At 53.2% G+C, this 26,255-nt stretch carries 20 protein-coding genes; 5 read left to right on the top strand and 15 right to left on the bottom strand.

Going from position 1 to position 26,255, the window contains the following annotated elements; genetic code table 11:
* Window positions 1–7: 7 nt before the first annotated feature.
* The 5 genes from AC5FXQ_RS05245 to AC5FXQ_RS05225 all read right to left on the bottom strand — a co-directional run bounded on the left by AC5FXQ_RS05245 (window position 8) and on the right by AC5FXQ_RS05225 (window position 7,328).
* A complete protein-coding gene (locus tag AC5FXQ_RS05245) occupies window positions 8–2,242 on the bottom strand; it encodes a xanthine dehydrogenase family protein molybdopterin-binding subunit (protein ID WP_493601440.1) in 2,235 nt (744 codons plus the stop codon).
* Between the two features lie 8 nt (window positions 2,243–2,250).
* On the bottom strand, window positions 2,251–2,724 hold the full coding sequence (locus AC5FXQ_RS05240; protein ID WP_493601439.1) for a (2Fe-2S)-binding protein: 474 nt from the start codon (window positions 2,722–2,724) through the stop codon (window positions 2,251–2,253).
* 222 nt (window positions 2,725–2,946) lie between these two features.
* A complete protein-coding gene (locus AC5FXQ_RS05235) occupies window positions 2,947–4,878 on the bottom strand; it encodes a M13 family metallopeptidase (protein ID WP_493601797.1) in 1,932 nt (643 codons plus the stop codon).
* Window positions 4,879–5,254: 376 nt separating this feature from the next.
* Complete coding sequence (locus AC5FXQ_RS05230; RefSeq protein WP_493601438.1) at window positions 5,255–5,704, bottom strand: GNAT family N-acetyltransferase; 450 nt, start codon at window positions 5,702–5,704, stop codon at window positions 5,255–5,257.
* Between the two features lie 10 nt (window positions 5,705–5,714).
* Window positions 5,715–7,328, bottom strand: a complete 1,614-nt coding sequence (locus tag AC5FXQ_RS05225; RefSeq protein ID WP_493601437.1) for a class I SAM-dependent methyltransferase — start codon at window positions 7,326–7,328, stop codon at window positions 5,715–5,717.
* A 102-nt stretch (window positions 7,329–7,430) separates the two neighbouring features.
* Between AC5FXQ_RS05225 and AC5FXQ_RS05220 the strand changes: the two genes are divergently transcribed.
* The 3 genes from AC5FXQ_RS05220 to AC5FXQ_RS05210 all read left to right on the top strand — a co-directional run bounded on the left by AC5FXQ_RS05220 (window position 7,431) and on the right by AC5FXQ_RS05210 (window position 11,033).
* Window positions 7,431–7,988: a fasciclin domain-containing protein gene (locus AC5FXQ_RS05220; protein WP_493601436.1), complete on the top strand. Its 558-nt coding sequence runs from the start codon at window positions 7,431–7,433 to the stop codon at window positions 7,986–7,988.
* Window positions 7,989–8,175: 187 nt separating this feature from the next.
* Complete coding sequence (locus tag AC5FXQ_RS05215) at window positions 8,176–9,627, top strand: M16 family metallopeptidase (protein ID WP_493601435.1); 1,452 nt, start codon at window positions 8,176–8,178, stop codon at window positions 9,625–9,627.
* 5 nt (window positions 9,628–9,632) lie between these two features.
* Window positions 9,633–11,033, top strand: coding sequence for a M16 family metallopeptidase (locus AC5FXQ_RS05210; RefSeq protein WP_493601434.1), 1,401 nt, complete (start codon window positions 9,633–9,635; stop codon window positions 11,031–11,033).
* 213 nt (window positions 11,034–11,246) lie between these two features.
* On the opposite strand, the gene AC5FXQ_RS05205 is transcribed toward AC5FXQ_RS05210, so the two are convergent.
* The 9 genes from AC5FXQ_RS05205 to AC5FXQ_RS05165 all read right to left on the bottom strand — a co-directional run bounded on the left by AC5FXQ_RS05205 (window position 11,247) and on the right by AC5FXQ_RS05165 (window position 23,553).
* The gene (locus AC5FXQ_RS05205; RefSeq protein WP_493601433.1) at window positions 11,247–12,047 is read right to left on the bottom strand and encodes a PPC domain-containing protein; all 801 of its coding nucleotides are present in this window, start codon (window positions 12,045–12,047) and stop codon (window positions 11,247–11,249) included.
* A gap of 419 nt (window positions 12,048–12,466) precedes the next feature.
* Entirely contained in the window at window positions 12,467–12,694 is a 228-nt protein-coding gene (locus tag AC5FXQ_RS05200) for a hypothetical protein (RefSeq protein ID WP_493601432.1), read from the bottom strand.
* A 197-nt stretch (window positions 12,695–12,891) separates the two neighbouring features.
* Complete coding sequence (gene hrpB, locus AC5FXQ_RS05195) at window positions 12,892–15,435, bottom strand: ATP-dependent helicase HrpB (protein ID WP_493601431.1); 2,544 nt, start codon at window positions 15,433–15,435, stop codon at window positions 12,892–12,894.
* A 35-nt stretch (window positions 15,436–15,470) separates the two neighbouring features.
* Window positions 15,471–16,001, bottom strand: coding sequence for an ankyrin repeat domain-containing protein (locus AC5FXQ_RS05190; protein ID WP_493601430.1), 531 nt, complete (start codon window positions 15,999–16,001; stop codon window positions 15,471–15,473).
* Between the two features lie 20 nt (window positions 16,002–16,021).
* Window positions 16,022–16,306, bottom strand: coding sequence for an antibiotic biosynthesis monooxygenase family protein (locus tag AC5FXQ_RS05185; RefSeq protein ID WP_493601429.1), 285 nt, complete (start codon window positions 16,304–16,306; stop codon window positions 16,022–16,024).
* A 47-nt stretch (window positions 16,307–16,353) separates the two neighbouring features.
* Window positions 16,354–20,469 carry a chemotaxis protein CheB gene (locus tag AC5FXQ_RS05180; RefSeq protein WP_493601428.1) on the bottom strand — a complete coding sequence of 1,372 codons (4,116 nt, stop codon included), beginning with the start codon at window positions 20,467–20,469 and terminating at the stop codon, window positions 16,354–16,356.
* A 34-nt stretch (window positions 20,470–20,503) separates the two neighbouring features.
* Window positions 20,504–22,066, bottom strand: coding sequence for a GAF domain-containing protein (locus AC5FXQ_RS05175; protein WP_493601427.1), 1,563 nt, complete (start codon window positions 22,064–22,066; stop codon window positions 20,504–20,506).
* A 190-nt stretch (window positions 22,067–22,256) separates the two neighbouring features.
* Entirely contained in the window at window positions 22,257–22,994 is a 738-nt protein-coding gene (locus AC5FXQ_RS05170) for a carboxypeptidase-like regulatory domain-containing protein (protein ID WP_493601426.1), read from the bottom strand.
* Entirely contained in the window at window positions 22,981–23,553 is a 573-nt protein-coding gene (locus AC5FXQ_RS05165) for an RNA polymerase sigma factor (protein ID WP_493601425.1), read from the bottom strand. The genes AC5FXQ_RS05170 and AC5FXQ_RS05165 overlap by 14 nt, the downstream gene beginning before the upstream one ends.
* Window positions 23,554–23,879: 326 nt before the next feature.
* Here AC5FXQ_RS05165 and AC5FXQ_RS05160 point away from each other — a divergent pair, with 326 nt between their 5' ends.
* Entirely contained in the window at window positions 23,880–24,494 is a 615-nt protein-coding gene (locus AC5FXQ_RS05160; protein WP_493601424.1) for a hypothetical protein, read from the top strand.
* Window positions 24,495–24,552: 58 nt separating this feature from the next.
* Here AC5FXQ_RS05160 and AC5FXQ_RS05155 read toward each other — a convergent pair whose 3' ends face one another.
* Entirely contained in the window at window positions 24,553–25,152 is a 600-nt protein-coding gene (locus AC5FXQ_RS05155; protein WP_493601423.1) for an ExbD/TolR family protein, read from the bottom strand.
* Between the two features lie 73 nt (window positions 25,153–25,225).
* Between AC5FXQ_RS05155 and AC5FXQ_RS05150 the strand changes: the two genes are divergently transcribed.
* Window positions 25,226–26,254 carry an alcohol dehydrogenase catalytic domain-containing protein gene (locus AC5FXQ_RS05150; RefSeq protein ID WP_493601422.1) on the top strand — a complete coding sequence of 343 codons (1,029 nt, stop codon included), beginning with the start codon at window positions 25,226–25,228 and terminating at the stop codon, window positions 26,252–26,254.
* Window position 26,255 lies beyond the last annotated feature (1 nt).

Here is a 26,255-nt window from a genome sequence, read left to right as displayed (position 1 = left end):
GCTGCCATTAGGCCTTATAACTTTGGATCTTATCGGGGGTGATGGGCAGGTCACGCACACGTTTGCCTGTCGCGCGGTAGATGGCGTTAGCGATGGCGGCAGCGGTCGGACCCTGCGCTGCTTCTCCGGCACCCAGGGGAGGCAGCTCCGGCCGGTCCAGCACCAGCACTTCTACTTCCGGTACCTGTTTGAACCGCAGGATGGGGTAGGTATCCCAGTTGCGGCTCGTCACGCGGCTGTTGTCGTAGGTGACCTGCTCCAGTAGCGTCCAGCTGGCAGATTGAATCATACCGCCCTCTGTCTGATTTTTAAGTCCGTCAGGGTTGATGGTCTGTCCGGCATCAATGGCACCTATCAGTCGGATCACCTGCAGTTCCTTCGCCTGCCTGTTATAGACTACTTCGGCCGCTACTGCAAAGTAAGCAGCCTCGTTCTTGTACTGCGCAAAGGCTATACCTAGTCCATGATTGGCTTTAGAGCGCTTATCCCAGCCTATTCCTTTTGCGGCAGCTTCCAACACTGCGCGGCCTCGTTCGTCACTTAGATGCTTCATCCGAAAATGCAGCGGGTCCTGCTTTGCCAGCATAGCCATTTCGTCCATAAAAGACTCCAATGCAAAGATGTTGGCGTATGCACCCAGTGCACGCAATGCTGAGGTTCGTAATGGGCCTGTGAAGGGATGGGAAACTACCCGCAGATCCGGCATATCATAGAGCGGACTCGCATTGCGGTGGTTGCCCCCTGAGTAGCCGCCAGTTGGTTTCTCAAACGGGTCTTCCAGGTATTGAGCTGCCAGCAAGTGACCGGCTTCACCACCCGGGCGGGTGCTGTGGGAGTCAGACCAGATCTGGGTATCCCAACCGACAATTTTCCCCTGCTTGTCCAGGCCGGCCCGTAGCTGCAGGACCATGGCAGAGCCATAAGGCTCCCAGCTGTGCTCGTCCTCGCGCATCCACTGTACCCTTACCGGGTAGCCGGACAGACTGCGTGCCAGCAAGGCGGCATCGGCTGCCACGTCGTCAGCGCCGTTATGCCCGTAGCACCCTGCGCCGGGCACCCCGATCACGTCTATCTGCTCTTTGTCGAGCTGCAGCATGTCTGCGATGGAGTTTCGGAGCGGGTATACCCCCTGGCTGTGCGTCCAGACGGTAAGCCGGTTTTCTTCCCACAGGGCCACGGCGCAGGAAGGACCCATGGAGGCATGCATGTGATAGGGGCGGGTATAGGTGGCTTCGTGCTGGTCGGCGGCTTTTTGAAGGGTGTCCTGTATGCTGTCGCTTTCTTCCACGGCTTGCCCTTCGCGTATTTTTTGCATGGTCTGAAACAGTTCCTCCTGGGGAGGCAGTGCAGGGCCCGGCTCCCACGTGGCTTCTGCTTTCAATGCCTCCAAGGCCTGTACTGCCTGGTACTCTTTGCTGGCAATAACGGCAGCAAAGCTGCCATTCCGCACCACTTTAAGCACACCAGGCATTTTTGAGACCCGCTGTTCAGGTATAGACTGCAGCGTAGCGCCATAGCCAGGTGGACGAAGAATGCGGGCGTGTACCATCCCCGGCAAGCGCAGGTCATGAACAAACACTTCCCCGCCTGTGGCCATTTGCAGGATCTCCTGCCGGGGTATAGGCTTTCCGACCAGTTTATAATCGGCTGGGTTTTTAAGGGGGGCATTGCCACTTATACTTCCGCTGAGCTTTTTACCGCTAAGCAGTTCCCAATAGCTGACGCTTTGCTGACTGTTGCCTTTTGCCTGTACCACACCATCCGTTACGGTCAGTTGATCTGCCGCCACACCAAGCTTTTCTTCTGCCAGTTGTAGCAGGCGCATACGGGCTTCTGCAGCGGCCTGTCTGATGGCACGGCCACTGCTTTCAATCGAGCGACTGCCTGCTGTGTAGCGCTCGTCAGGCGTCTGCCTGGTATCCGCTGTGATGATGCCCACCCTGTCCATGCGCACATCGAGCTCTTCTGCCGCCATTTGCATCAGGGCGGTGCGTATGCCTTGCCCGAGTTCCTGCTTGCCGGTTATGACGGTGACGGTGCCGTCTTCGCGTATTCTGATCCAGGAGTCGATGTCATTGGCACCGGCCCGGCTGGGCTGTTCTTCTACTTTGGTCTGGTCGCCTTCTTTATTGCCAGGGCTGCACATAACCATCGGGAAAAGGCTGAACCCGATCAATAGCTGACCGGACTGTTTCAGGAAGGAGCGTCGATTGACAGGAGGGAGTTTGAAGGAGTCTTTCATGTAGAGGCTTATCCTTTGTTACTGGTTCCGGCAGCGCGTTGCACTGCTTTTAGTATGCGGGAGTGGGTGCCACAGCGGCAAAGCACCCGGTTCATGCCTTCTTTTATTTCATCTATACCTGGCGATGCCTGCTGGTCGAGCAGGGCTTTGGCTGTGACTACCATGCCATTCAGGCAGTAGCCACACTGGGCAGCCTGCTCTTCCTGGAAGGCCAGCTGCAGCGGATGGGGTTTTTCAGCAGTGCCTATACCTTCTATTGTTGAGATCTTCGCATTGCCGACAGCAGATACAGGCATCACACAGGAAGTTCGCGCCTCCCCGTTTACGAGCACCATGCAGGAGCCGCACTGGGCAATGCCACAGCCGTATTTGGGACCGTTAAGCTGCAGGTCATCCCGGAGGATATACAGGAGAGGAGTGTCTTTGTCAGCCGTGACAGAAACCTGACGACCATTGATGTTCAATCTGAATTGCTGCGACATGGCGGTATACTTGCGGTTGGAAGCTTACTATTTGCTATAAGCTTATCCTTTTGGGTTACGCTCGGGTATCACTTTGGTTACCAGCTCTGTCCGCCTCAGGTATAGGTATAGGTATAGGTATAGGTATAGGTATAGGTATAGGTATAGGTAGTGGAAGGCTATAAACGCAAAAACCCTCCCGACATTTCTATCGGGAGGGTTTTTAAAATCAGCTGATGCCAATTACCAGATTCTGATTCTGTTCTCTGGCGCAATGTAGAGCTTATCACCTGGCTTCACATTGAAAGCCTTGTACCAGGCATCCATGTTCACAGGGGCACCGATCGTACGGTACTTGCCCGGTGAGTGTGTGTCCGTCAGGATAAGCTGTGCTTCGGTTTCAGGCAGGATGTTCGTTCTCCATACCTGTGCCCAGGAGAGGAAGAAGCGCTGGTCTGGCGTAAAGCCGTCGATCTTCTTGTTCGACTTGCCCTGCTTCGTCATTTTGAAGGCTTCATAAGCAGCGCTCAGGCCACCCAGGTCACCAATGTTCTCACCAAGGGTCAGCTTGCCATTCACGTGGATCGTGTCCTGCACGGTGTAGTCGTTGAACTGCTTCACCAGCTGATCTGCTTTCTCCTGGAAGCGGGCGCGGTCAGCGTCTGTCCACCAGTTGCGCAGGTTGCCGTCTTTGTCGTACTGGCTACCGGAGTCGTCGAAACCGTGGGAGATTTCGTGGCCGATCACGGCACCGATACCACCATAGTTCACGGCATCATCCGCGTTCGGGTCGAAGAACGGGAACTGCAGGATACCGGCCGGGAACACGATCTCGTTCATCACCGGGCTGTAGTAAGCGTTCACAGTCGGAGGCGTCATGCCCCACTTGGTTCTGTCAACCGGCTTGCCCAACTGGCTGATCATGTCGTTGTAACCCCACTGACCAGCGTTGCGCACGTTCTGGAAGAAGGCGTTACGGTTCACTTCCAGGCCTTCATAGGTTTTCCACTTCTCAGGGTAGCCTACTTTCGGACGGAAGGTATAGAGTTTGGCCAGGGCTTTCTCTTTTGTCTCAGGCGACATCCAGTCCAGACCTTTGATGCGGATCTCGTAGGCTTTGATCAGGTTGGCGATCATTTCGTCCATACGAGCCTTAGCTTCCGGCTTAAAGTGTTTCTGCACATATAGCTGGCCAAGTAGCTCACCTATAGTGCCATCTGTCAACTGAGACATGCGCTGCCAACGTGGTGTCTGTACCTTCTGGCCAGACAGTGTCTGCGTGAAAGCAAAGTTAGCATCCACAAAGTCAGAGCTCAGGTATGGCGCTGCAGACTTAAGCACGTTGAACTGCAGGTACGTCTGCCAGTCAGCAACAGGAGTAGAGGTTAACATGCTGTTCAGCTCCGTGAAGAACTTCGGGTTGTTCACCAGAATGGTGTCTTCGCCGGTTACTTTCAGCTTCGTCATCAGCTGCTTCCAGTCCATGTTCGGCGTGGTTTTGCTGAAGTCGGCTACGGCAAATTTGTTGTAGGTCTTGTGCGGGTCACGCATCTCTACACGTGCCATTTGCGCCTCAGCCATTTTCTTCTCGATGTTGAAGATGGTCTCAGCGTTTTTCTGGGCAGTCGCCTGGTCCGTGCCAGTCAGCGTGAAGAGCTTGGTAATATAGGTTTTGTAGGCATCCTGAATACGGGTGCTGCGGGCGTCGTTCTTCAGGTAGTAATCGCGGTCAGGCAGAGTAGTACCGCCCTGGCTCAGCTGCGGGATCATCACCTCCACGTTCTTGCGGTCCTGGCCCACATAGAAGCCAAACATTGGGGCAGCGGCACCGGTGCTGCGCAGGTAAGCCACCTCGTTTAGCACAGCGTTGATGTCCTGCAAGCCTTTGATGCGCTCCAAATCGGCTTTGATCGGGGTATAGCCTAACTTCTCGATGGCAGCGCTGTCCATAGCGGCGGCATAGAAGTCACCTACACGTTTCTCTACCGAACCGGCAGGGGCATTGGTTTTGGCAGCGGCTTCATTCAGGATCGTGCGTACGGCGATGATGTTGAAGTCGCGCAGCTGGTTAAAACTACCCCAGCGGGTTTCCTTGGCAGGAACCGGGTTGTTGCGCAGCCATACGCCATTGGCGTAGGTATAGAAGTCGTCGCCAGGCTTCACTTTCGTGTCCATGTTCGACTTGTCGATGAACTTGGCCTGGCCGGCAGGTTTACCACCGTTCTGGGCGGATACCTCTACTGCGCAGAAAGTGGCTGCTCCGAAAAGCAATAGTCTCAGGCGGTTTTTCCAGACAGACGACTCTCTCACGGTCCGTGACAGATTAGCAGTGTCTTTTGTGTTTTTCATGTTAGATTGATTGTTTTTGAATACTCAAACCGATGCCCTGTGGGCAGTCTTCGTTTGAATGCCCTAAAATAAGGCTAATTAGCGAAATTATGCAGTTTATTTTTGAGAAGCCGGTGTTATGGCGATGTTTAGCTGTAACACAAAAAGGCCATTTAAAGTTTAGTGGCCCGCTCATGGGAATTGTACTGAGACGCAGGTATAGCTAACGATTTACCTGCCTGCTCATCAGCAGCCGCGGACTTTCATCCAGGTAATAACCCGCTACTTGTTCCTGCACCTCAAAACCCAGCCGGGTATAGATGCTGATGCCCACGGCATTGTCAGGGTGCACGGTCAGGTATAGCATCGTGACGGCCTGCGCCTCCAGCAGAGCCATAGAGGCGGCCATCAACTTTTCGCCGATGCGCTTGCCCCGGTGTGCAGGAAGCACGCCGAGTGAGAGCAGCCAGCCTTTCCTGTTTTGGAGGTCCAGGTGTGACAGCATGTAGCCTACCACTTCACCTCCTGTTTCCGCTACCAGCAGGTAATCGCCGGTGATGTCATAGAACTGGCGCAGCACAAAAAGTGGGTAACTGTCCGCACCGAACAACAGCTGGTCGATGGCTTTGACGGCTTTGAGGTCGCGCAGTTCAGCTTTGCGGATGGTCAGCATTGGGATAGGTTTACTGGGTTTTACCCTTCAACAGGTTGATGCTGATGGTCGCCATGTCGGAGTCCGGGAAGCGGCGGAAAGTCCCTTGGTCAGGGTGCAGACCAGCTTCACCCGCTACTTTATGGAATACTTCCACCTCTACAATGTATTGGTCTGAGAATCCATGGGTTGCATCGTAGGCAGTAGCGGCTGTTTTACCAAGGTTAGCAGCTGCCAGGGCAGGGGGGATGGTGTGCAGTTCCATGGTCAGCAGGCCGAACTTATCCACATACGGCGTCCATTTTTTGAGATGCTCCAGCAGGTTGTCTTCCACCTCATTGTTGCTGATGCGTCTGCCACGAAAAGCGAAGGCGCCGGTCGACTGGCTCAGACGGTTCGGGTCGCGGTGTGCCGGCTGCTCCCAGATGCGGTTGTGGTCGAGGAAGGTGCGCACGTTCAGCAGTTCCTTCAGGTCGATGTTGTAGTTCTCCCGCAGGTCCCCGGCCAGCAGGTCCGGACGACCAATGTCTCCCCAGATCACTTTGGCCCAGATGTCGGCTTTAATCAGGTTGCCCCGGGTCACTTTGAGCGCTGCCTGGTTGTAGTCGGCCCCCACCAGAAAGAGCGGGTACTGGTCCAGTACTTTGCCGCGCTCGGTCTGCCGCTCGATTACTTCGAACATGTGCTGCAGAAAGGCGCCATTGCCGCAACCCATGTCCAGTATGCCCTTGGGTTGCTCATGGATTGGCCGGTTAAATAGCTCGATGATAATTTCGTCGATCACATTAAAGTAAGTGGCATGGGCACCACCGCTGCCCCATACGTTCATCTCGCGGTCCACGTGCAGTTCAGGTGCGCCTTCCGGCTTATCCCAGAGCACATTCGGGTTGCCAAAGATCAGCTCGTCGAGGTGGCGGAAGGTAGGAATGTACGATACAGTCACACCATAGGCGCTGCCCCGTTTGGCAAAGAAAACGCCCTCTTCAGTGTATTCGTACTGGTCGCGCACTTTGCGGAACCAGCCCAGGTGAGCGAACAGATCCAGGATCTTGCGGAAGTCCTCGTGGTTTTCGTGAAATTCCTCCGGGCTGAAGCGGCTCTCCATGAAGTATTTATGGAACATGCCGTTCATGCCCAGCAGCACGATGGTCGGGCCCATCAGCAGGCCCTCGATGTGTTTCAGCACCTGTTCCTGCACGCTGCGTTCCTCCGCGTTGTCCGACAGTGACAAGCCATAGCCCTCTTTATACTTATCAGCTACTTTCGCCCAGAGCTGGTAAGGCTCCTTCTCAAATTTACGCGGGTGATACTTGCCCGATAGCTGCATCAGCTTCACGACGTCTTCATACAGGTAAACCAATGGGAAAGCCAGACGTCCGCGTTCAGTCAGGCGATAAGCAACCTGATCGGTCGCATTGTCGAGCTCCTGCTCCAGCCAGCCCTGTGAGCAGAGCACACGGAGCGCCACATTGAGGTAGCCGTCGTTCGCCTTGAAGCGTTCGACCAGTTCGTCCAGACCCGCGGTCTGCTGCTGCTGTAGGTAGCCGAGCACACCGTGCTTGTGCAAGGTATAGGCAGTTGGCGCTGTTACAATCCCATCCAGGTGACGGAAAATGGTCTCACGCAGTTCGGATTTGTTTCTCATGGTAAATAGTAACCAATATCATCTTTTTGACTAATCACTGTCATGTTTTTGTGATTTGAATTTACGGAATATTACACCATCAAACTAAACCACCTAACAAATATGAAAAGTTTACATGTAGCCTTAATAGCAGTTGCCTTTGGTCTGATGACTTCCTGCAACTCAGCCAGCCAGCAAGACACCGCTGTGGCGGCCACTGAATCTAATACGGATCATGCAGCTGGCCAGTCTGCCGTAGCCGATGACCAGTCGCAGCAGAACGTGGTGCAGGTAGCGGCCGGATCAAAAGATCACACCACCCTGGTAGCTGCCGTAAAAGCCGCCGGCCTCGTGGATGCCCTGACCAATGCCGGTCCTTTCACCGCGTTTGCCCCGACTAACGCCGCTTTCGATAAACTTCCTGCCGGTACAGTAGACGGTCTCCTGAAACCAGAGAGCCGCAAGGACCTGCGTAACATTCTGCAATACCATGTATACGTAGGAGTGATCCCGGCTGAGCGTTTTGACGATGGCATGAGTCTGGGCCAGGTGAACGGGGGCCGCGTAAATCTTGGTCTGGAAGGTAATCAGCCTACCGTGAACGGTGTGAAGATACTAGCCTCTATACCTACATCAAACGGCATTATTCACGTAATCGACCAGGTGTTGTTGCCGCAATAAGGAGGGGCTAACCTTAATGTATTGGCTGACAGGCCTGAATACTTTTTTCAAAGTATTCAGGCTTTTTTTATATAGGTAAACATGTATTTTAAAATTTAACATAATTTTTAGCATATATTTTAGTTCGTTTTCGTATTATGTTCTGGATTAAGGCTTACCCTATTCTCAACCTTAAAATCAGCGCATTATGAACCACACACCTTATCAAAACTATGTGAAATGGGGTGCCCTGGCCCTGGTACTCTGCCTGAGTGCCTGCGGACAGCGGACAACCACCCAAACCCCCGAGACAAGCACGGCCACAGCTGAGAGTGTCAATACAGCCACGGCGAATACGGCTACCGAATCCGCTTACCAGATTCCGGTTGACTACTATACCCTGGACAATGGCCTGAAGGTAGTGCTGTCGCAGGACAAGACGGCACCGCTAGCCACTATTGCAGTTTACTATAACATTGGTTTTCGGATTGAGCCCAAAGACCGCACAGGTTTTGCCCACCTGTTCGAGCACATGATGTTCCAGGGTTCGGAGAACCTGGGCAAGATGGAGTTTATTCAGTTAGTACAGAAAAACGGTGGCATCCTGAACGGCTCTACCCGTTTTGACTTCACCAACTACTTTGAAATCGTGCCGGCCCATAAACTGGAGACCATGCTCTGGGCAGAGGCTGACCGCATGAAAGGTCTCAACATCACCCAGGAAAATCTGACCAACCAGCAGGGTGTGGTGAAAAACGAAGTGAAGGTGAACGTGCTGAATCAGCCATATGGTGGTTTTCCGTGGCTCGACATGCCGCAGTACGCCAACAAGAACTGGTACAATGCGCACAACTTCTACGGCGACCTGGAGGATCTGGACGCTGCCAGTCTGGAGGACGTGCAATCTTTCTTTGATACCTATTACTCGCCAAACAATGCGGTGCTGGTTGTGGTGGGCGACTTCGAAACGAGCGAAGCCAAGCGCTGGATACAGCAGTACTTCGCCGATATACCTTCCGGGGATGTTCCTTCGCTGCCTGACCTGAGTGAGCCGCGCCAGGAAAAAGAGCAGCGCTTTACCAAAGACGACAAGCTGGCAAACCGACCGGCGCTGGCCTTTGCCTACCACATGCCTGAGCGCAATTCTCCGGAGTATTACGCCATGGGCCTGCTCGACCAGATTCTGCTGCAAGGCAACGACAGCCGCCTCTACCAAGCACTGGTGCAGGAGCGGGGCTACGCCAGCTCTGTGGATGGCGGCATCAACGCTTTCCTGGGCAATATGTTTAACTACAACGGCCCGATGCTCTGGATGGGCAGCCTGATCCATGATCAGAATGTTAGTGCCGACGAAATCGTGAAAGTGTTGGATGCAGAGATACAGAAGTTGCAGCAGGAAGGTATAAACCAGGAACTGATTGACCTGGCGATCGTGAAAATGCGCTCCTCCCTCTATGATCAGGTAAGCGCCTCCTCTGGTTTCGGAAAAGCAGACCTCCTGGCCACATTTGCTCTATTCGACGATGATCCTTCCCGCATCAACCGCCTGGAGTCTGAGTTCCGGAAGGTGACGCCGGAGCTGCTGCAGAAAACGATTCAGGAATACCTGCGTCCGACCAACCGCACTGTTTTAGTTGTTAACCCACTTGCTAAAAGCTAAGCGCCATGTACAGAAAGATATTCACTATAACACTAAGCGCCATCCTGACCCTGTCGGCAGGTATGGCCATGGCCCAGAAACAGACTCCGCCGGAAGGGGGCCAGCCGCGGGACTTTAAACTGCCCGCCAAACAGGAGTTCGACCTGGATAACGGACTGTCTGCTGTGATGGTACCATACGGCGATGTGCCCAAGGTAGTCGTGAGCATGGTGGTGCAGGTAGGCAACGTACACGAAACGGAGAAACAGAATGGCCTGGCCGACATCGTGGGAAACCTGATGCAGGAAGGCACTGCGACGCGAAATGCACGGCAGCTGGCTGAGGAAGTAGCCCGCCTGGGGGGCTCGGTATACGTGAGCGTGGGTCCCAATGAAACCTGGATCTCTGGTTCTGCCCTGTCTGAGTTTGGTCCGCAACTAGTCGAGATCATGTCTGACCTGCTCAAGAATCCAGCCTTCCCGGAAGCTGAAATGGCTCGTATCAAAAATGACTTCAAGCGCCAGAATAACCTGTTGCGCCAGCAGCCGGGTGCTACTGCCCAGTCAAAATTCAGAGGCGCGCTATACCCGAACCACCCGTACGGACGCGATTTCCCGACAGATGATATGATTGATAGCTTCACGAGAGAGCAGGTACAGCAGTTTTACGAGCAGCAGTTTGGTGCCGACCGCACTACCGTATACGTGGCTGGCAAGTTTGACCAGGGTGCCATGAAAGAAGCTGTTAGCAATCAGCTGAGCGATTGGCGAAAAGGAGCTGCCCCACAGATTACGGTTGCCAAGCCTGTTACCAAGAGCGATATGATCGTCATAGACAGACCGGGGGCACCGCAGTCTACCATTGTTTTTGGTTTGCCGGTAGTAGATCCTTCGCACCCTGATTACATGGCCCTGCGTGTCACCAATTCACTGTTAGGAGGCTCGTTTGGCTCGCGCATTACCCGCAACATACGAGAAGACAAAGGCTATACCTATTCACCTTCCAGCTCACTGTCTGCCCGCTACCGGGTAGGGGACTGGGCTCAGGTAGCAGATGTAACCACGGAACACACAGGAAACTCGCTGCGTGAAATTCTATATGAAATTAACCGTCTGGCTACAGAGGCGCCTGCACCGGAAGAGCTGGAAGGTATAAAGAACTATGAAGCCGGCCTTTTTGTGCTGCGCAACTCCTCCCCATGGGGTATCGTGTCGCAGCTTAATTTTCTGAAGCTCCATGACCTGCCAGATTCTTTCCTGGAGAACCAGGTGCAGAACATCCACGCCATTACTCCACAGCAGGTACAGCAGACGGCCCAAAAGTACATGCGGCCTAAAAATATGACCCTGGTGGTAGTCGGCGATAAGAAAGTGATTGATCCGCAGTTGAAGAAATTCCAGGCGGAGCTGAAGAAGAACACGCTTTAGACAGCATGTGCCTAAGAAATAAAAAGGGAGCCCTGACTGTTCAGGGCTCCCTTTTTATTTCTTGAGGTAGGTATAAAACAAGAACAGACCCCTTTATCAGGAGTCTGTTCCCTATTGAAAAGATTAGTTTTTAACAATTAACTTTTCAACTTTTAGCCATTCTTTTATACGGCGGCGGTTGACGGGAGGTTACAGAGTTTCTGAAAATATTTTTTATTTGGTAATAACTGCCTTGAGATTAGCTCCCCAATATGCATGGTAGCCATATACGGTCAGGTACCATTCGCCGGCAGCCGGGTTGTTGAAAATGCATACCTCATCGTCGTAATTTGGATTCACACTGGCGCAGTCAGCTGTCCAGCTATAACCATTTGTACGGTTAATGACAGGGGCCTGACCACGACGCACGAAGAGGTCAGACAATGGACGACCACCTGTTTCAAGACCACTTAATACCACTTCCAGCTTTTTAGTGCCTGTAGGTACAGTAATCTTGTAAGTTTTGGTGCTGTTAAGAGCTCCCTCAATATTTTTTACATCCAGTAGGGTAATATTGCCACCGGTCGGGGTGCCTGTGCCTGGGGCCCCTGTGCCCGGCGTACTACCACCTGTGCTGCCACCAGTTGAAGGTCTGGTGGTGGTTCTGGTCCAGTTTCTAAGTGCCATTGGTCCGTGATAAACATAAATACTGTTGCCATCATAGCTAAAGCCATGCTCCTCTGCTTCGCCTTGGCTGGTATAGGTGATACCACTCCAGTCTTCGCTGGACTTCCTGTACTTCACGCCGATCATAAAGGGATTGCCAACACGTAAGATCGTTTTTCCAAGCTGTGTCGTCTTGCCTACTTTCAGGATGTAAGCATTATCGCCTATCGCTTCGATCACCATTCCATCAGGTGACTCAAAGATGCCTTCGAAATCCAGCGCTTCCTCAAATGCGTCATTAATAAGTTCACAGCTATTCAGGCCAAAGCCTATAAGCAATAGCAGCAGCAATTGTAAATGTTTCTTCATGGGTATAAGGTGTGAATTGGTTAATGGTTCAAAGCCGTGGGAGAAGTGAATAAGCGCTCAAAAGAATTTAAGATCAGGGACTGGTGTGAATTTTCTTGTATAATAAAATGCAAATATGGGTACTGAACAGGATCTGTGTCAGTACCCATATCTGGGTATTTTTAATCAAAAACCTTTTAAGTGCCTTATAAGCTCTCATGTAAATAGGAGAAAGAACCAATGCCCTGGCATAAAGCAAAGGAATAGCAAGTTATAGCTGGGAGAGGGTATTTGTATAGGGGCAAAAAAAAGAACAGCCCCTTCGTAAAGGAGCTGTTCTCTATTGAAAAGATTAGTCTGTAACAATTAACTTTTCAACTTTTAGCCGTTCTTTTATACGGAAGCGTTTCAGGGTAGGTTACATTATCCTGAAATTTATTTTATTGGTTGTTATTATTATCGTTTTGATTTTCAACATCCACTGTTCGGGTGTTGGTAGTTGTATCACGTTCCACTACTGTCTCTGTTACTTCATATTCACTAGCAACAGAATCTTTGTGTATAACGGTACCTTCAGTTTCTGTAGTTCCGGTTCCACTGTTATCACAGGCAATTAAGCCCATCATACCAAACATTAAACCGAAACCTGCATATAATATCTTTTTCATAGTTTTATAGTTTTAATCTAGTTACAATACAATATCTGCCTTTCAGTAAGGCAGAGCTTACTTCAATTGTTTGTACGGTGTCAGTCTTGTAAAAGGTTGTTAATCAGTATGTTTTATTTTTATTATTCTTGATAATATTATATTGTAAACATGCATGTGTATGTTCGGGTTGTAATCAGGTTACTATTCTGTGCCGCTTAATTGCCCCTGCGTTTGACGCTTCGGGTAGGTATAGCGGTTAGCGGATCCTCGGGCCAATGGTGCTTGGGGTAGCGTCCGCGCAGGTCTTTTCGCACCTCAAAATAGCCAGTGCTCCAGAAGCTGCGCAGGTCACGGGTTACCTGAACAGGGCGTGATGCCGGAGAGAGCAGGTGCATGAGCAGCGGGACTTTGCCGTCGGCAATGCGCGGCGTGTCGAGCAGGCCGAATACTTCCTGCAGGCGGACAGCCAGCACCGGAGTAGTGGGGTCAGTATAGTCCAGCGCTATGCGCGAGCCACTGGGCACAGCCAAATGTGTAGGGGCCAGCTTATCGAGCTCCTGCTGCTGCTCCCAGGTAAGCAGCGTGAGCAGAATGTCCTTCAAGTCGAGCCGGTTGACCTGCTCCATGCTGCGCAGGCCGGCCAGGTGCGGTAGAAGCCAATCTCCCATTGTCGCTTCCAGGGCTGTATCGGATACATCAGGCCATCTGTCCGGTGCCAGCTGCTGAAGAAAAGTGATGCGCTGGCGGATTCGGAGCGCTTCATCTGACCAGGGCAGCCGGGCTATACCTTTCTCCTGCAAGGCCAGTAAGAGGGCCTGTGCAACCTGTTCCGGGTCAGGTTGCGAAAGCTGTCTTTCTTCCAGCACCAGGGCACCGAGCTTAGTTACCCTGCGTGCCAGTACCCGGTTGCTGGTACTGTCCCAGCGGACTTCTTCAATCTGAGCCAGCTGTGCCTCAAAATGTTGGAGCACCTCCTCTTTGCTGAGCGGTGACGCCAGCAGAATGCGCGGATGCTGACCCGCGTCCAGGTGGGCAATGCCGTAATAATCAGCCTCAGAGAACAATTCGGTGGGAAGCGAAGCGCGTTGACCTGTGATGAGCCGTACCTTGCCTGTGCTCTCACGCTGCGCCAGCCGGTCAGGGTAGGCCAGTGCGGTGAGGATGCCCGCAGCCAGGGCTTCAATTTTTCCTTTGGGGGCACGGAGGCGCTGTCGGAGGTGCTGGGCCTGTTCCTGCACGCGCCGAATAGCGTTTTCGTCACGCTGATAGCCAGGTATAGGCGGACGCTTGCCTGCCAATAGCTCAAGACGCAGGGGCAGATCAGGCTGGGGTGTGCTATGGGGTTGTTGTGACCGGATGATGTCCCGCTCTGCGAGCAAGGCAGCCAGGGTGCAGGCCGTTTCGGTCAGACCCAGTTCATGCCCTCTGATCACCAGGTGCCCCAAACGGGGTGTCAGACCCATGGAAGCAATGGCTTTGCCATGTGCTGTGGCATGGCCCGCTGCATCCAGCGCTTCCAGGCGCAGAAGTAAGTCACGTGCCAGGGACAGGGCTGTAGCGGGCGGCGCGTCCAGCCACTGCAGCGCAGCGGCATCTTTTATACCCCACAGGGCAAGTTCCAGCGCCAGACCCGATAGGTCAGCTTCGAAAATTTCCGGGTCCTGCCGTTCGGGCAGTTGCAGCTGGTCAGCCGTAGACCAGAGCCGGTAGCAGACACCCGGACCCAATCGTCCGGCACGGCCACGCCGCTGGTCAGCTGCTGCCTTGGAGACTGGCGTAGTCACCAGCGTGGTAAGGCCGGTTCGGGGCATAAAACGGGGCACACGCGCATACCCTCCGTCCACCACGATCTTCACACCCTCGATGGTTAAACTGGTTTCGGCAATGCTGGTCGCAAGTACTATTTTGCGGTTACCGGAGGGAGAGGGCTGAATGGCTGCCATCTGTCGGCTTAGCGCCAGGTCGCCGTGCAACAGGTGCAGCTCCACTTCGGCTGGTAATCTGTTTTCGAGCTGCTCGGCCACCCGACGCATTTCGCCCATACCTGGCAGGAATACCAGAATATCGCCAACAGGCTCTTCCCGCAATGCTTTCATGATCGCCCTGGGAACCAGCTGTTGCAGGCGCTCCGCAGGACGGGTGCCGGCAGCGGCCACTTCGGCAGGTGTGAGGTACTGCGTTTCGACAGGGTAGAGGCGCCCGTCACTCCGGATAACCGGCGCCTGCAGCCACTTGCCTATACCTGTCGCGTCGAGGGTGGCGCTCATGATCACGATGCGCAGATCAGGTCGGAGGACTGCCTGTGCATCCAGCGCCAGGGCCAGGCCCAGGTCAGCCTGCAGGCTGCGTTCATGGAATTCGTCAAAGAGTATAGCAGCCACACCTTCCAAAGCAGGGTCTTCCTGCAGCATGCGCGTCAGGATGCCTTCTGTCACCACTTCTACACGAGTCTTTGACGACACGACATGCTCCATGCGCACCCAGTAGCCCACGGTCTGGCCCAGTGGCTCCTGCATCAGATCGGCCATGCGTTGCGCAGCAGCCCGGGTTGCCAGGCGCCTTGGCTCCAGCACCAGTATTTTGCCGCCCTGTAGCCAATCAGCCTGCAGCAAGGCAAGCGGCACCAGGGTCGTTTTGCCAGCTCCCGGTGGAGCTTCCAGCACAGCACGGTTGGTGTCAGAGAGCGCCTGCAGCAGGCTGGGGAGCGCTTCCTTTACGGGCAGCTCCGGCAATTCAGGTATAGAAAGGGCGTACGACATGTCGCCGCAATTTCAGAAAAATAAGCCAGAAATTATCAGGTGGTGCTTTCTGTGGAGGTTTCAAATAGCCTGAGGGCTTCTTCATTGCCAACCTGTGCGGCCATCTGCTGGGCTGTCAGGCCTCGGGCATCACGTAGTTCGCGGTTGGCACCCTGATCGAGCATGAACCTGACCATGTTGTTGCGGCCGTACATGGTGGCAAACATCAGGGCAGTGCCACCGCTGCCGTTCTGCACATCGAGGTCCGCGCCATACTCCAGCAGGAGCTCGGCTATACCTTCGTAGCCATTGAAGCACTGGCCCATCAGGGCGGTGTTTCCTGCCTGGTCCTGGGCATTTACATCTGCTCCCGCTTCCAGGAGCATGCGGGCCGCTTCCGGCTGGTTGTTGTAGGTGGCTATGATCAGCGGTGTGAAGCCGCGAGGGCCTGGTTCGTTCACGTCAACACCTTCATCAATGAGTTGTTTCAGGAGGGTGAGGTCACCGCGGCGTGCAGCATCAAACAGGACATCAACGGGTCTTGTAGAGTGGAAGGTCATAGGTATAAGGGTTTTGGTTCTGGCCATACCTACGGTAAAAATCCTTTTTAGTCACTCACCAGGTCAAAAAAACGCACCTTCAGGCTGCCGGGCACCAGCTTTAAACCTTTTGGTATACCCTGGTGCGACTCTTTCATGTGTTCTTTATACCATTCCTTGTAGCTGATCTCGTCGGTCCAGGTGGTCATCACCCAGAACTCATTTCCGTTCTCCTGCGGTGTAAACACTTTCATGCCCAGAAAACCCTTCTCGTGATCCACCATGTGCGGTCGGTTTACAAATGCTTCCTTCACATCGGCTGCCATATCGTTGGCAACCTCAAACTGGCTCATGGCTATATACATAATCTTTTTTTAATTTTTTGGTGCGTATTCTTCTGTTACTGCGGAAAGGTCAGCGTGAACGTTGTCCCTTTGTCTGTTTCACTTTTCACCTGCACCTGTCCGCCAAAATTATCCATGATCCGCTTCACAATATAAAGACCCATGCCGGTGCCATCTACGTGGGAGTGGAATCGTTTGAAGAGCGTAAACATTTTGCTCTGGCTGTCTTTGCTGATACCAAGTCCGTTATCCTCAATGCTCAGCAAAAGCTTTTTGCCTTTGCGGCTGCTTTTGATCCTGACGTGCGGCCTGCGCTCAGGAGAGCTGTACTTGAGTGCGTTGCTCAGCAGGTTGTACAGAATGCTGTGCAGGTTCTTTTTGGAGAAACTGATATCGGGCGCCTCAGAAAAGTCAGTTTCGATGATGGCCTGCTTTCGCTCTGCCTCTTCTCTCAGCCCGTCGTAGATGGTATTATACACGGTTTCAATCTCAAGGGCTTCAGACTCGCCGTCCACATCCCGCTGCACTTTGGCGATATCGGTCAGGTCGCGGATCACATTCTTGAAGCGCCTGATCGAGTCTTTGATCATGGCAAACAGAGGATCTGTGGGCTCGCCGGGGAGTGGTTCAGCTTCCTTTATCTGCTCTTCCAGGACGAGCATCAGGCCTTCGATATTTGCAATCGGTGACTTCAGGTCATGGGAGGCCGTGTACACGAAAGTGTCCAGATCGTCGATCACACGCATCAGGTGGTCGTTGGTATGCTGTAACTCTTCCTGTGCCAGCTTCAGGTCCGAAAGGTCGATGAATGAGCCGATCATCCGGTAAGGCATATTGTACTCGTTGTACAGGATATAGGCCCTGTTCGAAACGTAGGTGTAGTTTCCTTCCTTATGCTGGATGCGGTACTCGGCGTTCCATTGCCTCTTGCCATTGTTGATGGCATCGTTGACACTGCGTTCCACTTCCAGGCGGTCTTCAGGGTGCAGTTTGGAGAACCAGCCTTCCATCCCGCCAGACATTTCCTGTTCATTGAAGCCCAGCATTTTAGACAAACCGTCACTCCACCAGATCTCGTTTGTGGCCAGGTTCCAGTCCCATACCACGTCATTGGTGGCCATGGATACCAGGCGGAAGCGCTCTTCACTATTGGCCAGCTCACGGGTGCGTTCATCTACCAGGCGCTCAAGTTTGTTGTTGAGCACAGTTAGGTTCTCCTCTGCTTTTTTGAGCTCTTCGTAAGCTGCCAGCGTCTGCTCTTCGCTGTTCTTTTTGTCTGTGATATCAGCCATGGTCAGCGCGATGCCATTTCCCATTTTCACGGCGGCTATCTCAAACCAGGCCTTTTGCTCGTTCAGGCTCAACAGCTGCTCTATGTGCAGCGGCTTGGACGTTTCCACCACATGGCAGAGTTTTCTGAACAAGCCGGTATCTCGCAGGCCGGACATGGTGGCTGTCACACTTCCATGCAGCAGGTTTGCGCTCGATTCGCCCAGCATTTCCTCTGCTTTTTTGTTGAGCAGGGTCCAGCTAAAGTCTTTGATTTGATTCTTGTTGTCACGGATAGCCTGCATGGCCATGATGCTGTTAAGCGAACTGTCAAGTACCCCCTGCACCACACTGCTCAGCGTTTTGAGGGTAGTCACATCCACAAAGCTGACCACAACCCCATCTTTGTTGCCATCCCGCTTCAGGTAGGGGAGGATGCGCATCAGGAAATAGCGGCCATTTTCAGTCTCCACTTCCTGTTCTATTTCCCGTGAGGTGTTGTTTACATCCCGGATGTCGTCGAACAGTCGGGCATACTTCAGGTTGTGTGACAGGTGGTGCACCGGCCTTCCGATGTCGCCCCCGATGATGTTCACGATCTGCTCAACCGATGGAGTATACTTGCGGATGTCCAGGTTATGGTCCACAAATATCTGTCCCACGTTGGAGCTTCGGAAGTAGTTGTCCAGGTCTTCATTCAGCTCCTGCAGCTCTTTGATCTTCAGCTGATGCTCCGAGTTGACGGTATGCAGCTCTTCATTGAGTGACTGCATCTCCTCGTTGGAGCTTTGCAGTTCCTCGTTGCTCGACATCAGCTCCTCGTTACTCGACTGAAGCTCCTCATTGGTGGTACTCAAATCCTGCACGGTCATCTGCAGGCTTTCGCGGGTTTCGCGCAGTTCCGATTCCAGGGTGGTCAGTTGCTGGTAGTAGTCTGCATCTGATATATGCGGAGAATCCGTTAACTTAGGTTGCGGACTTACTTCGCCCATTTCCTGCAACAGCACGAGTATGAGCGGTGGCTGCCCTTTTTCGAGCGTCACGGGGCGCACAGAGGTATGGATCAGGCGCTCTTTCTTGCCAAACTTCACAGCCACCTGCCGGCCTACCACACTTTTTTTGGACTTGATAGCTTTGCGGATGCTGACGCTGAGCACAACTGCCAGCTCTTCCGGCACCATCTTGATCAGGTTGAAGTGAAGGCGCTTATCCGGAAACTTGAGAAAGCGGTTGATGTCACCAATGCCGTGCAGCAGCTGGTAGTTTGCGTCAACATAAAGGGCGGTAACTTTAAAGTCTTCTGCCAGGGCATCCATAAATGCCTCATTATAGCGGTTAAGCTGTGTCGTCTTAAACTGACTGGCCTGGCTTTGCTGCATGCTGGAAGTATGGTATTCGGTAACGCCGTAGCTGCGCTGCAGGCTGCTGCGGTCTTTTACTTTTCGGAAAATTTTCCATTTGCGGTCTTCTTCCTCAAAGTACTCCTGCATGTCTCCGATGTGCTCGCTCGGACCCAATAGCAGGTAGCCGCCCATGTTGAGGGCGTATGGAAACAGGGAAAGTACTTTATGCTGCAGGCTGGGGTTGAGGTAGATGAGCATGTTACGGCAGGTGAACAGATCGATCTTGCTGAAAGGAGGGTCCTTCTGCAGGTCATGCTGCGCAAAGATCACCATCTTGCGGATCTCGTCACTTACCGTGTATTTGTTGCCCTTCTGCTGAAAGAAACGCTGCAGGCGCTCTTCTGATACGTGCTTCTGGATGGCGCTGGCAGGGTAAGTGCCTTTGGATGCTTTCTGCAGGGCCTGCTGGTCTACATCGGTGGCAAAAAGCTTTACATCCGGTTGGCGTCCCAGTTTGTGAAAGGCCTCTTGAAAGAGGATGGCCAGCGAATAGGCCTCTTCGCCTGTGCTGCAGGCCGCAATCCATATTTTGGTGAGTTCGCCTTCCTCTTTCGACGCCAGTATCTTTGGGATCACCTTTTCCTCCAGGAGCTGAAAGGCATCCGGATCGCGGAAAAAGCTGGTGACATTGATGAAAAACTCCTGGTATAGGACTTTGATCTCGGCCGGGTTGGCATGCAGGTAATCGAGGTATTCCTGCAGATTTTCGAGCTTGAGCACCTGCATCCGTTTTTGAATGCGCCGGTTTAGCGTGGGTTTCTTATAGTGGCTGAAGTTGACCTGCGTATGGGTGCATACCAGGTCCAGTATTTCATTGAGTACTTCTTCCTCTCTGCCCGGATCATCCTGCTGCTTTCCGCTCTGGATAATGTTCCGGACCAGGGGGGTGCGGCGGGTGTATTCCATGATCTCGTGCGGAATTTGATCGGGCGGCAGTACGAAGTCTACGCTTCCTGTATCGATAGCGCTGCGGGGCATGCCATCGAACTTGGCGCTCTCGGGATCCTGCACCACCACCAGCCCCCCGGCCTGCTTGATGGCCCGAACTCCTTTGCTGCCATCAGTACCGGTACCCGACAGCACGACGCCAATCGCGTACGGACCCCGGTCAATGGCCAGTGACTCAAAAAAAGCGTCCACGGCAAAGTTGGGCTCCCGGTTGCGGGGCTTTTCAGTCAGGCGCAGGCGCCCGTTCTGCAGACTCAGCTGCTTGCCACTGGGCAGTACGTAAACGCAGTTCGGGCGAGTAAACGCATGGTCTTCCGCTTCCTGCACCTGCATGCTGGTATGCTTAGACAGCAGTTCCGCCATCAGACTTTTATGGTCTGGCGACAGGTGCTGTATGATTACGAATGAGAAGCTGGAATTGCCAGGGAAATGGTCGAAGACTTTATGAATAGCCTCAAGTCCTCCCGCCGATGCACCGATTCCTACCAGGTAATGATCGGCAGGCTTAGGGCTTATTTTCTGCTCCTGCTTATTGTTTGCTTGCTGCAACATGCTGTCTTAGCCGAAATAATGGTAACGTGTTCTCTTAGTACTTCTCGCGGATAATCTTGCTAAGTACAGCACTGCGCAGCGCCTCTGCAGCCTCCAGTTCTTCCTGTTGCCAGGGGAGGGAGGTGAGCTGCACCGTCTGCTGGTAAAGCGCAAACGAGTTACGGGGATGATAGCTTTTGCCGTCCGGTTCCATCCGGATGGCCTGATCAGGATTGCCGCTCCAGTTGACAGTTTGCAGCACCTCTCCCCGAAAGCAGAGAATATACTCGCCCTGGTCCGGATTGATGGCCAAAGCCAGCAATCCGCTTGCCGTGTCCTTATAATCTTTGCTATTGGGATAGGCCTGGGGGAGCGAATTGGTTACGTATGTTTTATCGGAGCTGTTGCGTCGCAACCAGGAGGCAAGCTCTTTTATTTTCTGCACAGGTGGGGTTTGCCCCATGGTATGTACATTGCCTTCATACAGTATAGCTGCGCCATCCAGAGACAATAGCTCCATCAGGTTTGGCTGTCCCTGTAGCAGGGCATCTGTAAAATAGTCATTCTTAAAGAGCTGCTCCAGCATGCTGGCATACTGTCCGCGCATGTGGGACTGTGCTGATGCACGCTGCTCTTTTTCATAGGCACCCAGGCGTACTGCTGCTATGGTCGACAATAGCTCCATGGCCGTGCGCTCCTGATAGCTTGGGTACTTCGGGGTTTTGTGATGGCAGGAGATCAGGCCCCACAGTTTACCCTCCATAATAAGCGGCACTGACATGGAGGCCGAAATGCCCATATTGCCCATGTACTCCAGGTGCACGCCCGCCACACTGCGCAGGTTACAACTGGTCAGATCCGTAAAGCGCCTTGTAATAGGGTTGAGGATAGGGCGGAGGCGAACTGGTGCGTAGTCGCGGGCAGGTATAAGCCGGTAGGGGTTGCGGAAGTAGAGGTCACGTGCCTGCTTGGGCACATCTGATGCCGGGAACCGGAGCCCCAGCAAATCATTCATGTCTTCTGTTTTGGCCTGCCCGATCACAGTGCCATTCCACATGGGGTCGAAGCGGTAGACAAGTACCCGGTCAAAGCCCGTAAAGTGCTTGAACTCGTCTGCCACCGCTTGCGCGATCGCCCCGGTACTATCGGCCTGCTTGATACGCGACGTGATATATTTGATCTGCTGGAAAAAGGCCAGAAAAGATTTGTCCTCTTCGCTGTGCGCCGGCTCCATCTCTATCAGTATTTGTTCTGCTTCCGGATGCGCAGTGACTGTAAAGACTTTGCTACGTCCTTCTGTGTTGAAAGTAAGGGACGAAGGTATGTCGACCTGCTCATGGTCAGAGGCCTGCGCACGGTTCAGTTTCAGTTGCAGGTCTTCGAGTTCTTTTTCGGGTACGAAGGCCGCCAGGGGCTGTTCCAGTATCGCTTCGGGTGCAAGCCCAAGCAGTTCGGTGCAATTCTCGCTTACCTGCCTGATCCGGAGGGTCTTGTCAAGAACAAGCAGCAGGCCGTGCGGTTGTATCAGGTTGATCTGGTGTAGCGGAATGCTGCCGCAGAAGTCAGAATCATAGTTTTTTTCACTGCCGGGGTGCAGCACAGGTGCTTTATTTTCCATAGTATGCCAGGGCTTTGCCAGGGATGATAAAGAGGCACAGACTTGCACAAACAAAGTAGTCTGTAATTCTTTGGCAAAGGTTATCAGGCTGTAATTTAAGCGTTTTTACCCTAAAGTCATGAAATAAACTGCTATATTAGAATGCAGGTTGTGGTTTTTTGGTGTGTTTATACCTGCTCAACAGGAGGGCTTATTTCTTCTTTTCCAGGTGCAGACGCACTGCCTTATCCGAGCTTTTAACGCTGAAAGTCTGGGTTGCATAGCCTGGGCTACTCACGAGCAAGGTATAGCTGCCTGCTTCTATCGGAAGCTTGAAAAATCCTTGTCCGTCGCTGCTGGTTTGCCAGGGGCTGCCCTGCACCTGCACGGTTGCCCGTCCTATACCCTGGCCTCCTGCATCCAGCACTTGCCCTTGCAGGCTGAACTCCGCCTGCGACCTGCTGCTCTCCAGGTTGCTGCTGGCAGGGGGTGCCGGTATGTCCAGTACCAGCGCAGCATCAATCGTGCGGGCCAGCAGTTCCTCCGGACTAGGCGGCAGGATTTCGGCTGCCTGCATGGCTGCTTTTTCCTGTGCGGCTGTGCGGGTGTAATGGTAGAACAGGATCAGGCCGAGCGAACAGAACATCATCAGCAGGCCCAGTGCCACACGCCAGTCGGCCAGGCCGTGCAGGGCACGGGGGCGGTGCTTGCGACGCAAACGCGTGCGTACCCGCTGCCAGATGCGGTAGCGGGACTGGCGGGTTTGTTCGCGGTCCGACAGCGACATGCCTGTCAGTATGTCTTCGCACATCTCACAATCGAGCAGGTGCTTCTCCAGTTCATAATTGGTAGCCGGCGGCAACGTGCCTTCCTCATATTGTCGCAACAGCTCAACGGAGGGGTGTTCCTCCAGTCCCCATTCGCTTATTTGTATTTTATCGTTGCGCATGGTTTTTTTCAATGTAAATTCTAAGGTTACGGCGGCCGTTCTGTATGTAACTCTTCACCTGCTTGAGGTCGCAGCCCGTGATTTCCTCTATCTCGCGGTAGCTCTTCTGCTGCAGGTAAAACAACTCGATGCAGGTGCGCTGCTCAGCGGGCAGGTGTACCAGACCTTGTTCTAGCGCCTGCCAGTCCAGTTCTGCTTGCGTGGCGTCGTCCTGTTGCAGGGTGTGCAGCTCGCGTGGCAGGGCCTGGCTCACTTTATCTTTCAGGCGACCTGTGCGAAGCAGTTGCAGGCAGTGGTTTTTGGTGAGCGAGTGCAGCCACGACTTGAAGTTGCTCACCTCATGCCGTTTCAGTGCCACAATCAGTTGCTCGAACACCTGCATCGTGGCGTCTTTGCTTTCTTCTTCCTCCCCCAGGTAGCGCAGGCAGATCAGGTATACCATCTCGGTGTGCCGCTCAAAAAGTTTCCCGATCACGTCCAGATCACCGGAACGGCGATACTGCCGCACCAGCTCCAGGTCATCAGTGGAACGAGATTTTGAGAAGAACTTTAAAAACATAGCCAGTACCGTGTTAAAGTATATTCAATAAACTAAATATTGCTGAATGCACCATGCCTTCATTCAAATGATTTTTTCTATATGGAGTTATTGTTTTTGATTTTGAAATGTTTTGATGAAATTATGTTACTATTTTTATTTTGCCATCGTATTTAAAAGTAGTCAACACAGATACCGCTCCTAATCACTTCCTATTGCTTAGCGCTTCGCTGGTCCTCAAAACTTCACCCATTTTTTTAACTCCACTTTACTGCATTCATTGCCTTTGCTGTGTTATGCGGGGTACACTGTTATTCTCTATTTTCAAGACCTGTTCCTTCAATACTATGTACACTTTAACTATTCGTCCATTCAAAGTACTGCTTTCCTCTCTGTTTGTCTCCACCGCCTTTTTGTTTCTGGGCTGTGAAGCCGAAAGTCCCGATACGCCTGAGCCGCTCACTGCCCGGCTGGAGGCCAATGCGGGGCCAAATCGCCCTAACTCAGCTCTTCATAACAAAGTGCTGGCTGACATCCGCAGCGCCACTGCCCGTTATCAACGCATCGAGCAGGCCATGGCAGACGGTTATGTACCTTTTAGTCCCTGTATCAGTGTTCCAGGACTTGGAGGCATGGGCGTCCATTATGTGAAGCACAGCATCCTGGATGGCATCCTTAACCACAGAGAACCAGAAGCCTTGCTGTATGAGCCTCAGAAAAATGGCCGCATGATGCTAGTCGGGGTAGAATACATTATCCGCGCAGAAGATTGGGGGCAAAACACACCGCCAAGACTAGGTGATCAGGCTTTTGATGAATACCTAGGGCCTGATGGTAACCCGCTTGATTTCGACAACTACCAGCTGCATGTTTGGGTATGGAAGCACAATCCATCCGGTATGCACTTCCCGTTCAACCCGAAGGTCAGCTGTGAGTTTGCCGAAGAAGCTGGCGGACACTAACATATACATGACCGGTATTCCCCTGTACCGCCCAGCTTAGCAGGTACAGGGGAATTTTTTACCTGGAGGCCAGCAATGCCTTGTCTTCTTCCCTTAACTCTACTAAAGCGTATTTGCGGGTGTCGGTTATTTTGAGCTCATCCAGCGCATCCACCAGATTTTTAAAGCGGGAGCTTTCCGTTGCTTTCACCAGCACCACCATATCTGGGTTGCTTTTTACCTGCTCGGTCAGCAGCACCTGTCGGATGCCGGTGGCCGAAAAGTCTGTCTGCTTCACCTCCGGCTCATCGCCCGGGTAGCCAAAGAAGTAGTATACCTTGTCTGCTTCATCGAGCACAATGTTCAGCGCATTTTTGCCAGGTACAGGCGTGTCGGGCCCCGTTGCAACGGGCATGTTGATCTCCATGGTCTGGAGCCTGGCAAATGTGGTCGTGAGCATGAAGAAAGTCAGCAGCAGGAAGGCCAGGTCCACCATCGGGGTCATATCCAGGTGAAAGCCATTGTTGCGTGCACGTTTTCTGTTGCCTTTTGCCGGGTTCTGTTTTTCCTGTACCTGTGCCATGATCTTATCCTTTCCGTTTGTGGTTGTGGATGCAGGCAGTCCTTCTGCTGCATTTGTATAGTAGATGAACCAGGCCGCCAGATTCCATACGCCCATCACATTTTTTTGCAAAAAAAAAATCACAGCAGCTGCCTTCTGTCGTAAGCAGACCTATACAGAAATAAGCGCTATGATCGATCGACAGGTATACCGCATGTCACGGGCTGGCTCCATCCGCAACCTCGAGCTGCGACAGGAGTCGCTTGAGTCGCCTGCCCAGGATGAGGTATGCGTGCAGGTGCGTGCCATCGGGCTCAACTTTGCCGATGTCTTTGCCATGCAGGGCCTTTACAGTGCCACCCCCAGCGGTTCGTTTATACCAGGACTGGAGTTCGCGGGCGAAGTTGTGGCTGTAGGCGAGGAGGCGGGCGACTGGAAGGTGGGGGATAGGGTGATGGGAGCCACAAAGTTTGGGGGCTATGTCACGCACATCAACAGCCACCACCGCTATGTGTTGCCTTTGCCTGACAGCTGGAGCTTTGAAGAGGGAGCGGGTTTTCTGGTACAGGGGCTCACGGCCTATTACGCCCTCACCGAGCTCGGTAACCTGAAGCCGGGCATGAACGTGCTGATCCACAGTGCAGCGGGCGGGGTGGGTATACTGGCCAACCGCATCTGTCAGAGAGTTGGCGCCTATACCATCGGTACAGTAGGGCAGCCGGGCAAGGTGGAGTTTCTGCGCAAACATGAGCGATACGGTGATGTGATTCTGCGCGACAGGGACTTTTATGACAAACTGATGCACAGTCTCAACGGTCGCCCCCTGCACCTGATCATGGAGTGCATCGGCGGACGCATCCTCGAACTGGGCTGGAAGGCGCTGGCGCCGATGGGCCGTATGGTGGTGTATGGCAATGCCTCGTTCAGCAGCCATGGCAGCAAACCTGACTATCCGCGCCTGATCTGGAAGTACCTGCGCCGTCCGAAAATAGACCCCCTCAAGCTGCCTACCGAAAATAAATCGCTCATGGGTTTTAACCTGATCTACCTGTACGAGCAGACGGACATGATGCACGAATTACTGCAGGGGCTACAGCAGCTCCAGCTTGCCCCCCAGCATGTGGGCCATGTGTATGCCTTCGACGAAATGCACGAGGCCATCCGGCTGTTTCAGCAAGGCAGGTCAGTAGGCAAAGTAGTAGTGGCGGTGGAGGGGTAAA

Source organism: Pontibacter sp. LHS1, assembly GCF_058932855.1.
This window is presented reverse-complemented; position numbering and strand designations above follow the sequence as displayed.

What these genes read in the sequence shown, in the direction of transcription:
- AC5FXQ_RS05245 (WP_493601440.1), bottom strand. Translation starts at nt 2,242, where the DNA reads ATGAAAGACTCCTTCAAACTCCCTCCTGTCAATCGACGCTCCTTCCTG.
- AC5FXQ_RS05240 (WP_493601439.1), bottom strand. Translation starts at nt 2,724, where the DNA reads ATGTCGCAGCAATTCAGATTGAACATCAATGGTCGTCAGGTTTCTGTC.
- AC5FXQ_RS05235 (WP_493601797.1), bottom strand. Translation starts at nt 4,878, where the DNA reads ATGGACACGAAAGTGAAGCCTGGCGACGACTTCTATACCTACGCCAAT.
- AC5FXQ_RS05230 (WP_493601438.1), bottom strand. Translation starts at nt 5,704, where the DNA reads ATGCTGACCATCCGCAAAGCTGAACTGCGCGACCTCAAAGCCGTCAAA.
- AC5FXQ_RS05225 (WP_493601437.1), bottom strand. Translation starts at nt 7,328, where the DNA reads ATGAGAAACAAATCCGAACTGCGTGAGACCATTTTCCGTCACCTGGAT.
- AC5FXQ_RS05220 (WP_493601436.1), top strand. Translation starts at nt 7,431, where the DNA reads ATGAAAAGTTTACATGTAGCCTTAATAGCAGTTGCCTTTGGTCTGATG.
- AC5FXQ_RS05215 (WP_493601435.1), top strand. Translation starts at nt 8,176, where the DNA reads ATGAACCACACACCTTATCAAAACTATGTGAAATGGGGTGCCCTGGCC.
- AC5FXQ_RS05210 (WP_493601434.1), top strand. Translation starts at nt 9,633, where the DNA reads ATGTACAGAAAGATATTCACTATAACACTAAGCGCCATCCTGACCCTG.
- AC5FXQ_RS05205 (WP_493601433.1), bottom strand. Translation starts at nt 12,047, where the DNA reads ATGAAGAAACATTTACAATTGCTGCTGCTATTGCTTATAGGCTTTGGC.
- AC5FXQ_RS05200 (WP_493601432.1), bottom strand. Translation starts at nt 12,694, where the DNA reads ATGAAAAAGATATTATATGCAGGTTTCGGTTTAATGTTTGGTATGATG.
- hrpB (WP_493601431.1), bottom strand. Translation starts at nt 15,435, where the DNA reads ATGTCGTACGCCCTTTCTATACCTGAATTGCCGGAGCTGCCCGTAAAG.
- AC5FXQ_RS05190 (WP_493601430.1), bottom strand. Translation starts at nt 16,001, where the DNA reads ATGGCCAGAACCAAAACCCTTATACCTATGACCTTCCACTCTACAAGA.
- AC5FXQ_RS05185 (WP_493601429.1), bottom strand. Translation starts at nt 16,306, where the DNA reads ATGAGCCAGTTTGAGGTTGCCAACGATATGGCAGCCGATGTGAAGGAA.
- AC5FXQ_RS05180 (WP_493601428.1), bottom strand. Translation starts at nt 20,469, where the DNA reads ATGTTGCAGCAAGCAAACAATAAGCAGGAGCAGAAAATAAGCCCTAAG.
- AC5FXQ_RS05175 (WP_493601427.1), bottom strand. Translation starts at nt 22,066, where the DNA reads ATGGAAAATAAAGCACCTGTGCTGCACCCCGGCAGTGAAAAAAACTAT.
- AC5FXQ_RS05170 (WP_493601426.1), bottom strand. Translation starts at nt 22,994, where the DNA reads ATGCGCAACGATAAAATACAAATAAGCGAATGGGGACTGGAGGAACAC.
- AC5FXQ_RS05165 (WP_493601425.1), bottom strand. Translation starts at nt 23,553, where the DNA reads ATGTTTTTAAAGTTCTTCTCAAAATCTCGTTCCACTGATGACCTGGAG.
- AC5FXQ_RS05160 (WP_493601424.1), top strand. Translation starts at nt 23,880, where the DNA reads ATGTACACTTTAACTATTCGTCCATTCAAAGTACTGCTTTCCTCTCTG.
- AC5FXQ_RS05155 (WP_493601423.1), bottom strand. Translation starts at nt 25,152, where the DNA reads ATGGGCGTATGGAATCTGGCGGCCTGGTTCATCTACTATACAAATGCA.
- AC5FXQ_RS05150 (WP_493601422.1), top strand. Translation starts at nt 25,226, where the DNA reads ATGATCGATCGACAGGTATACCGCATGTCACGGGCTGGCTCCATCCGC.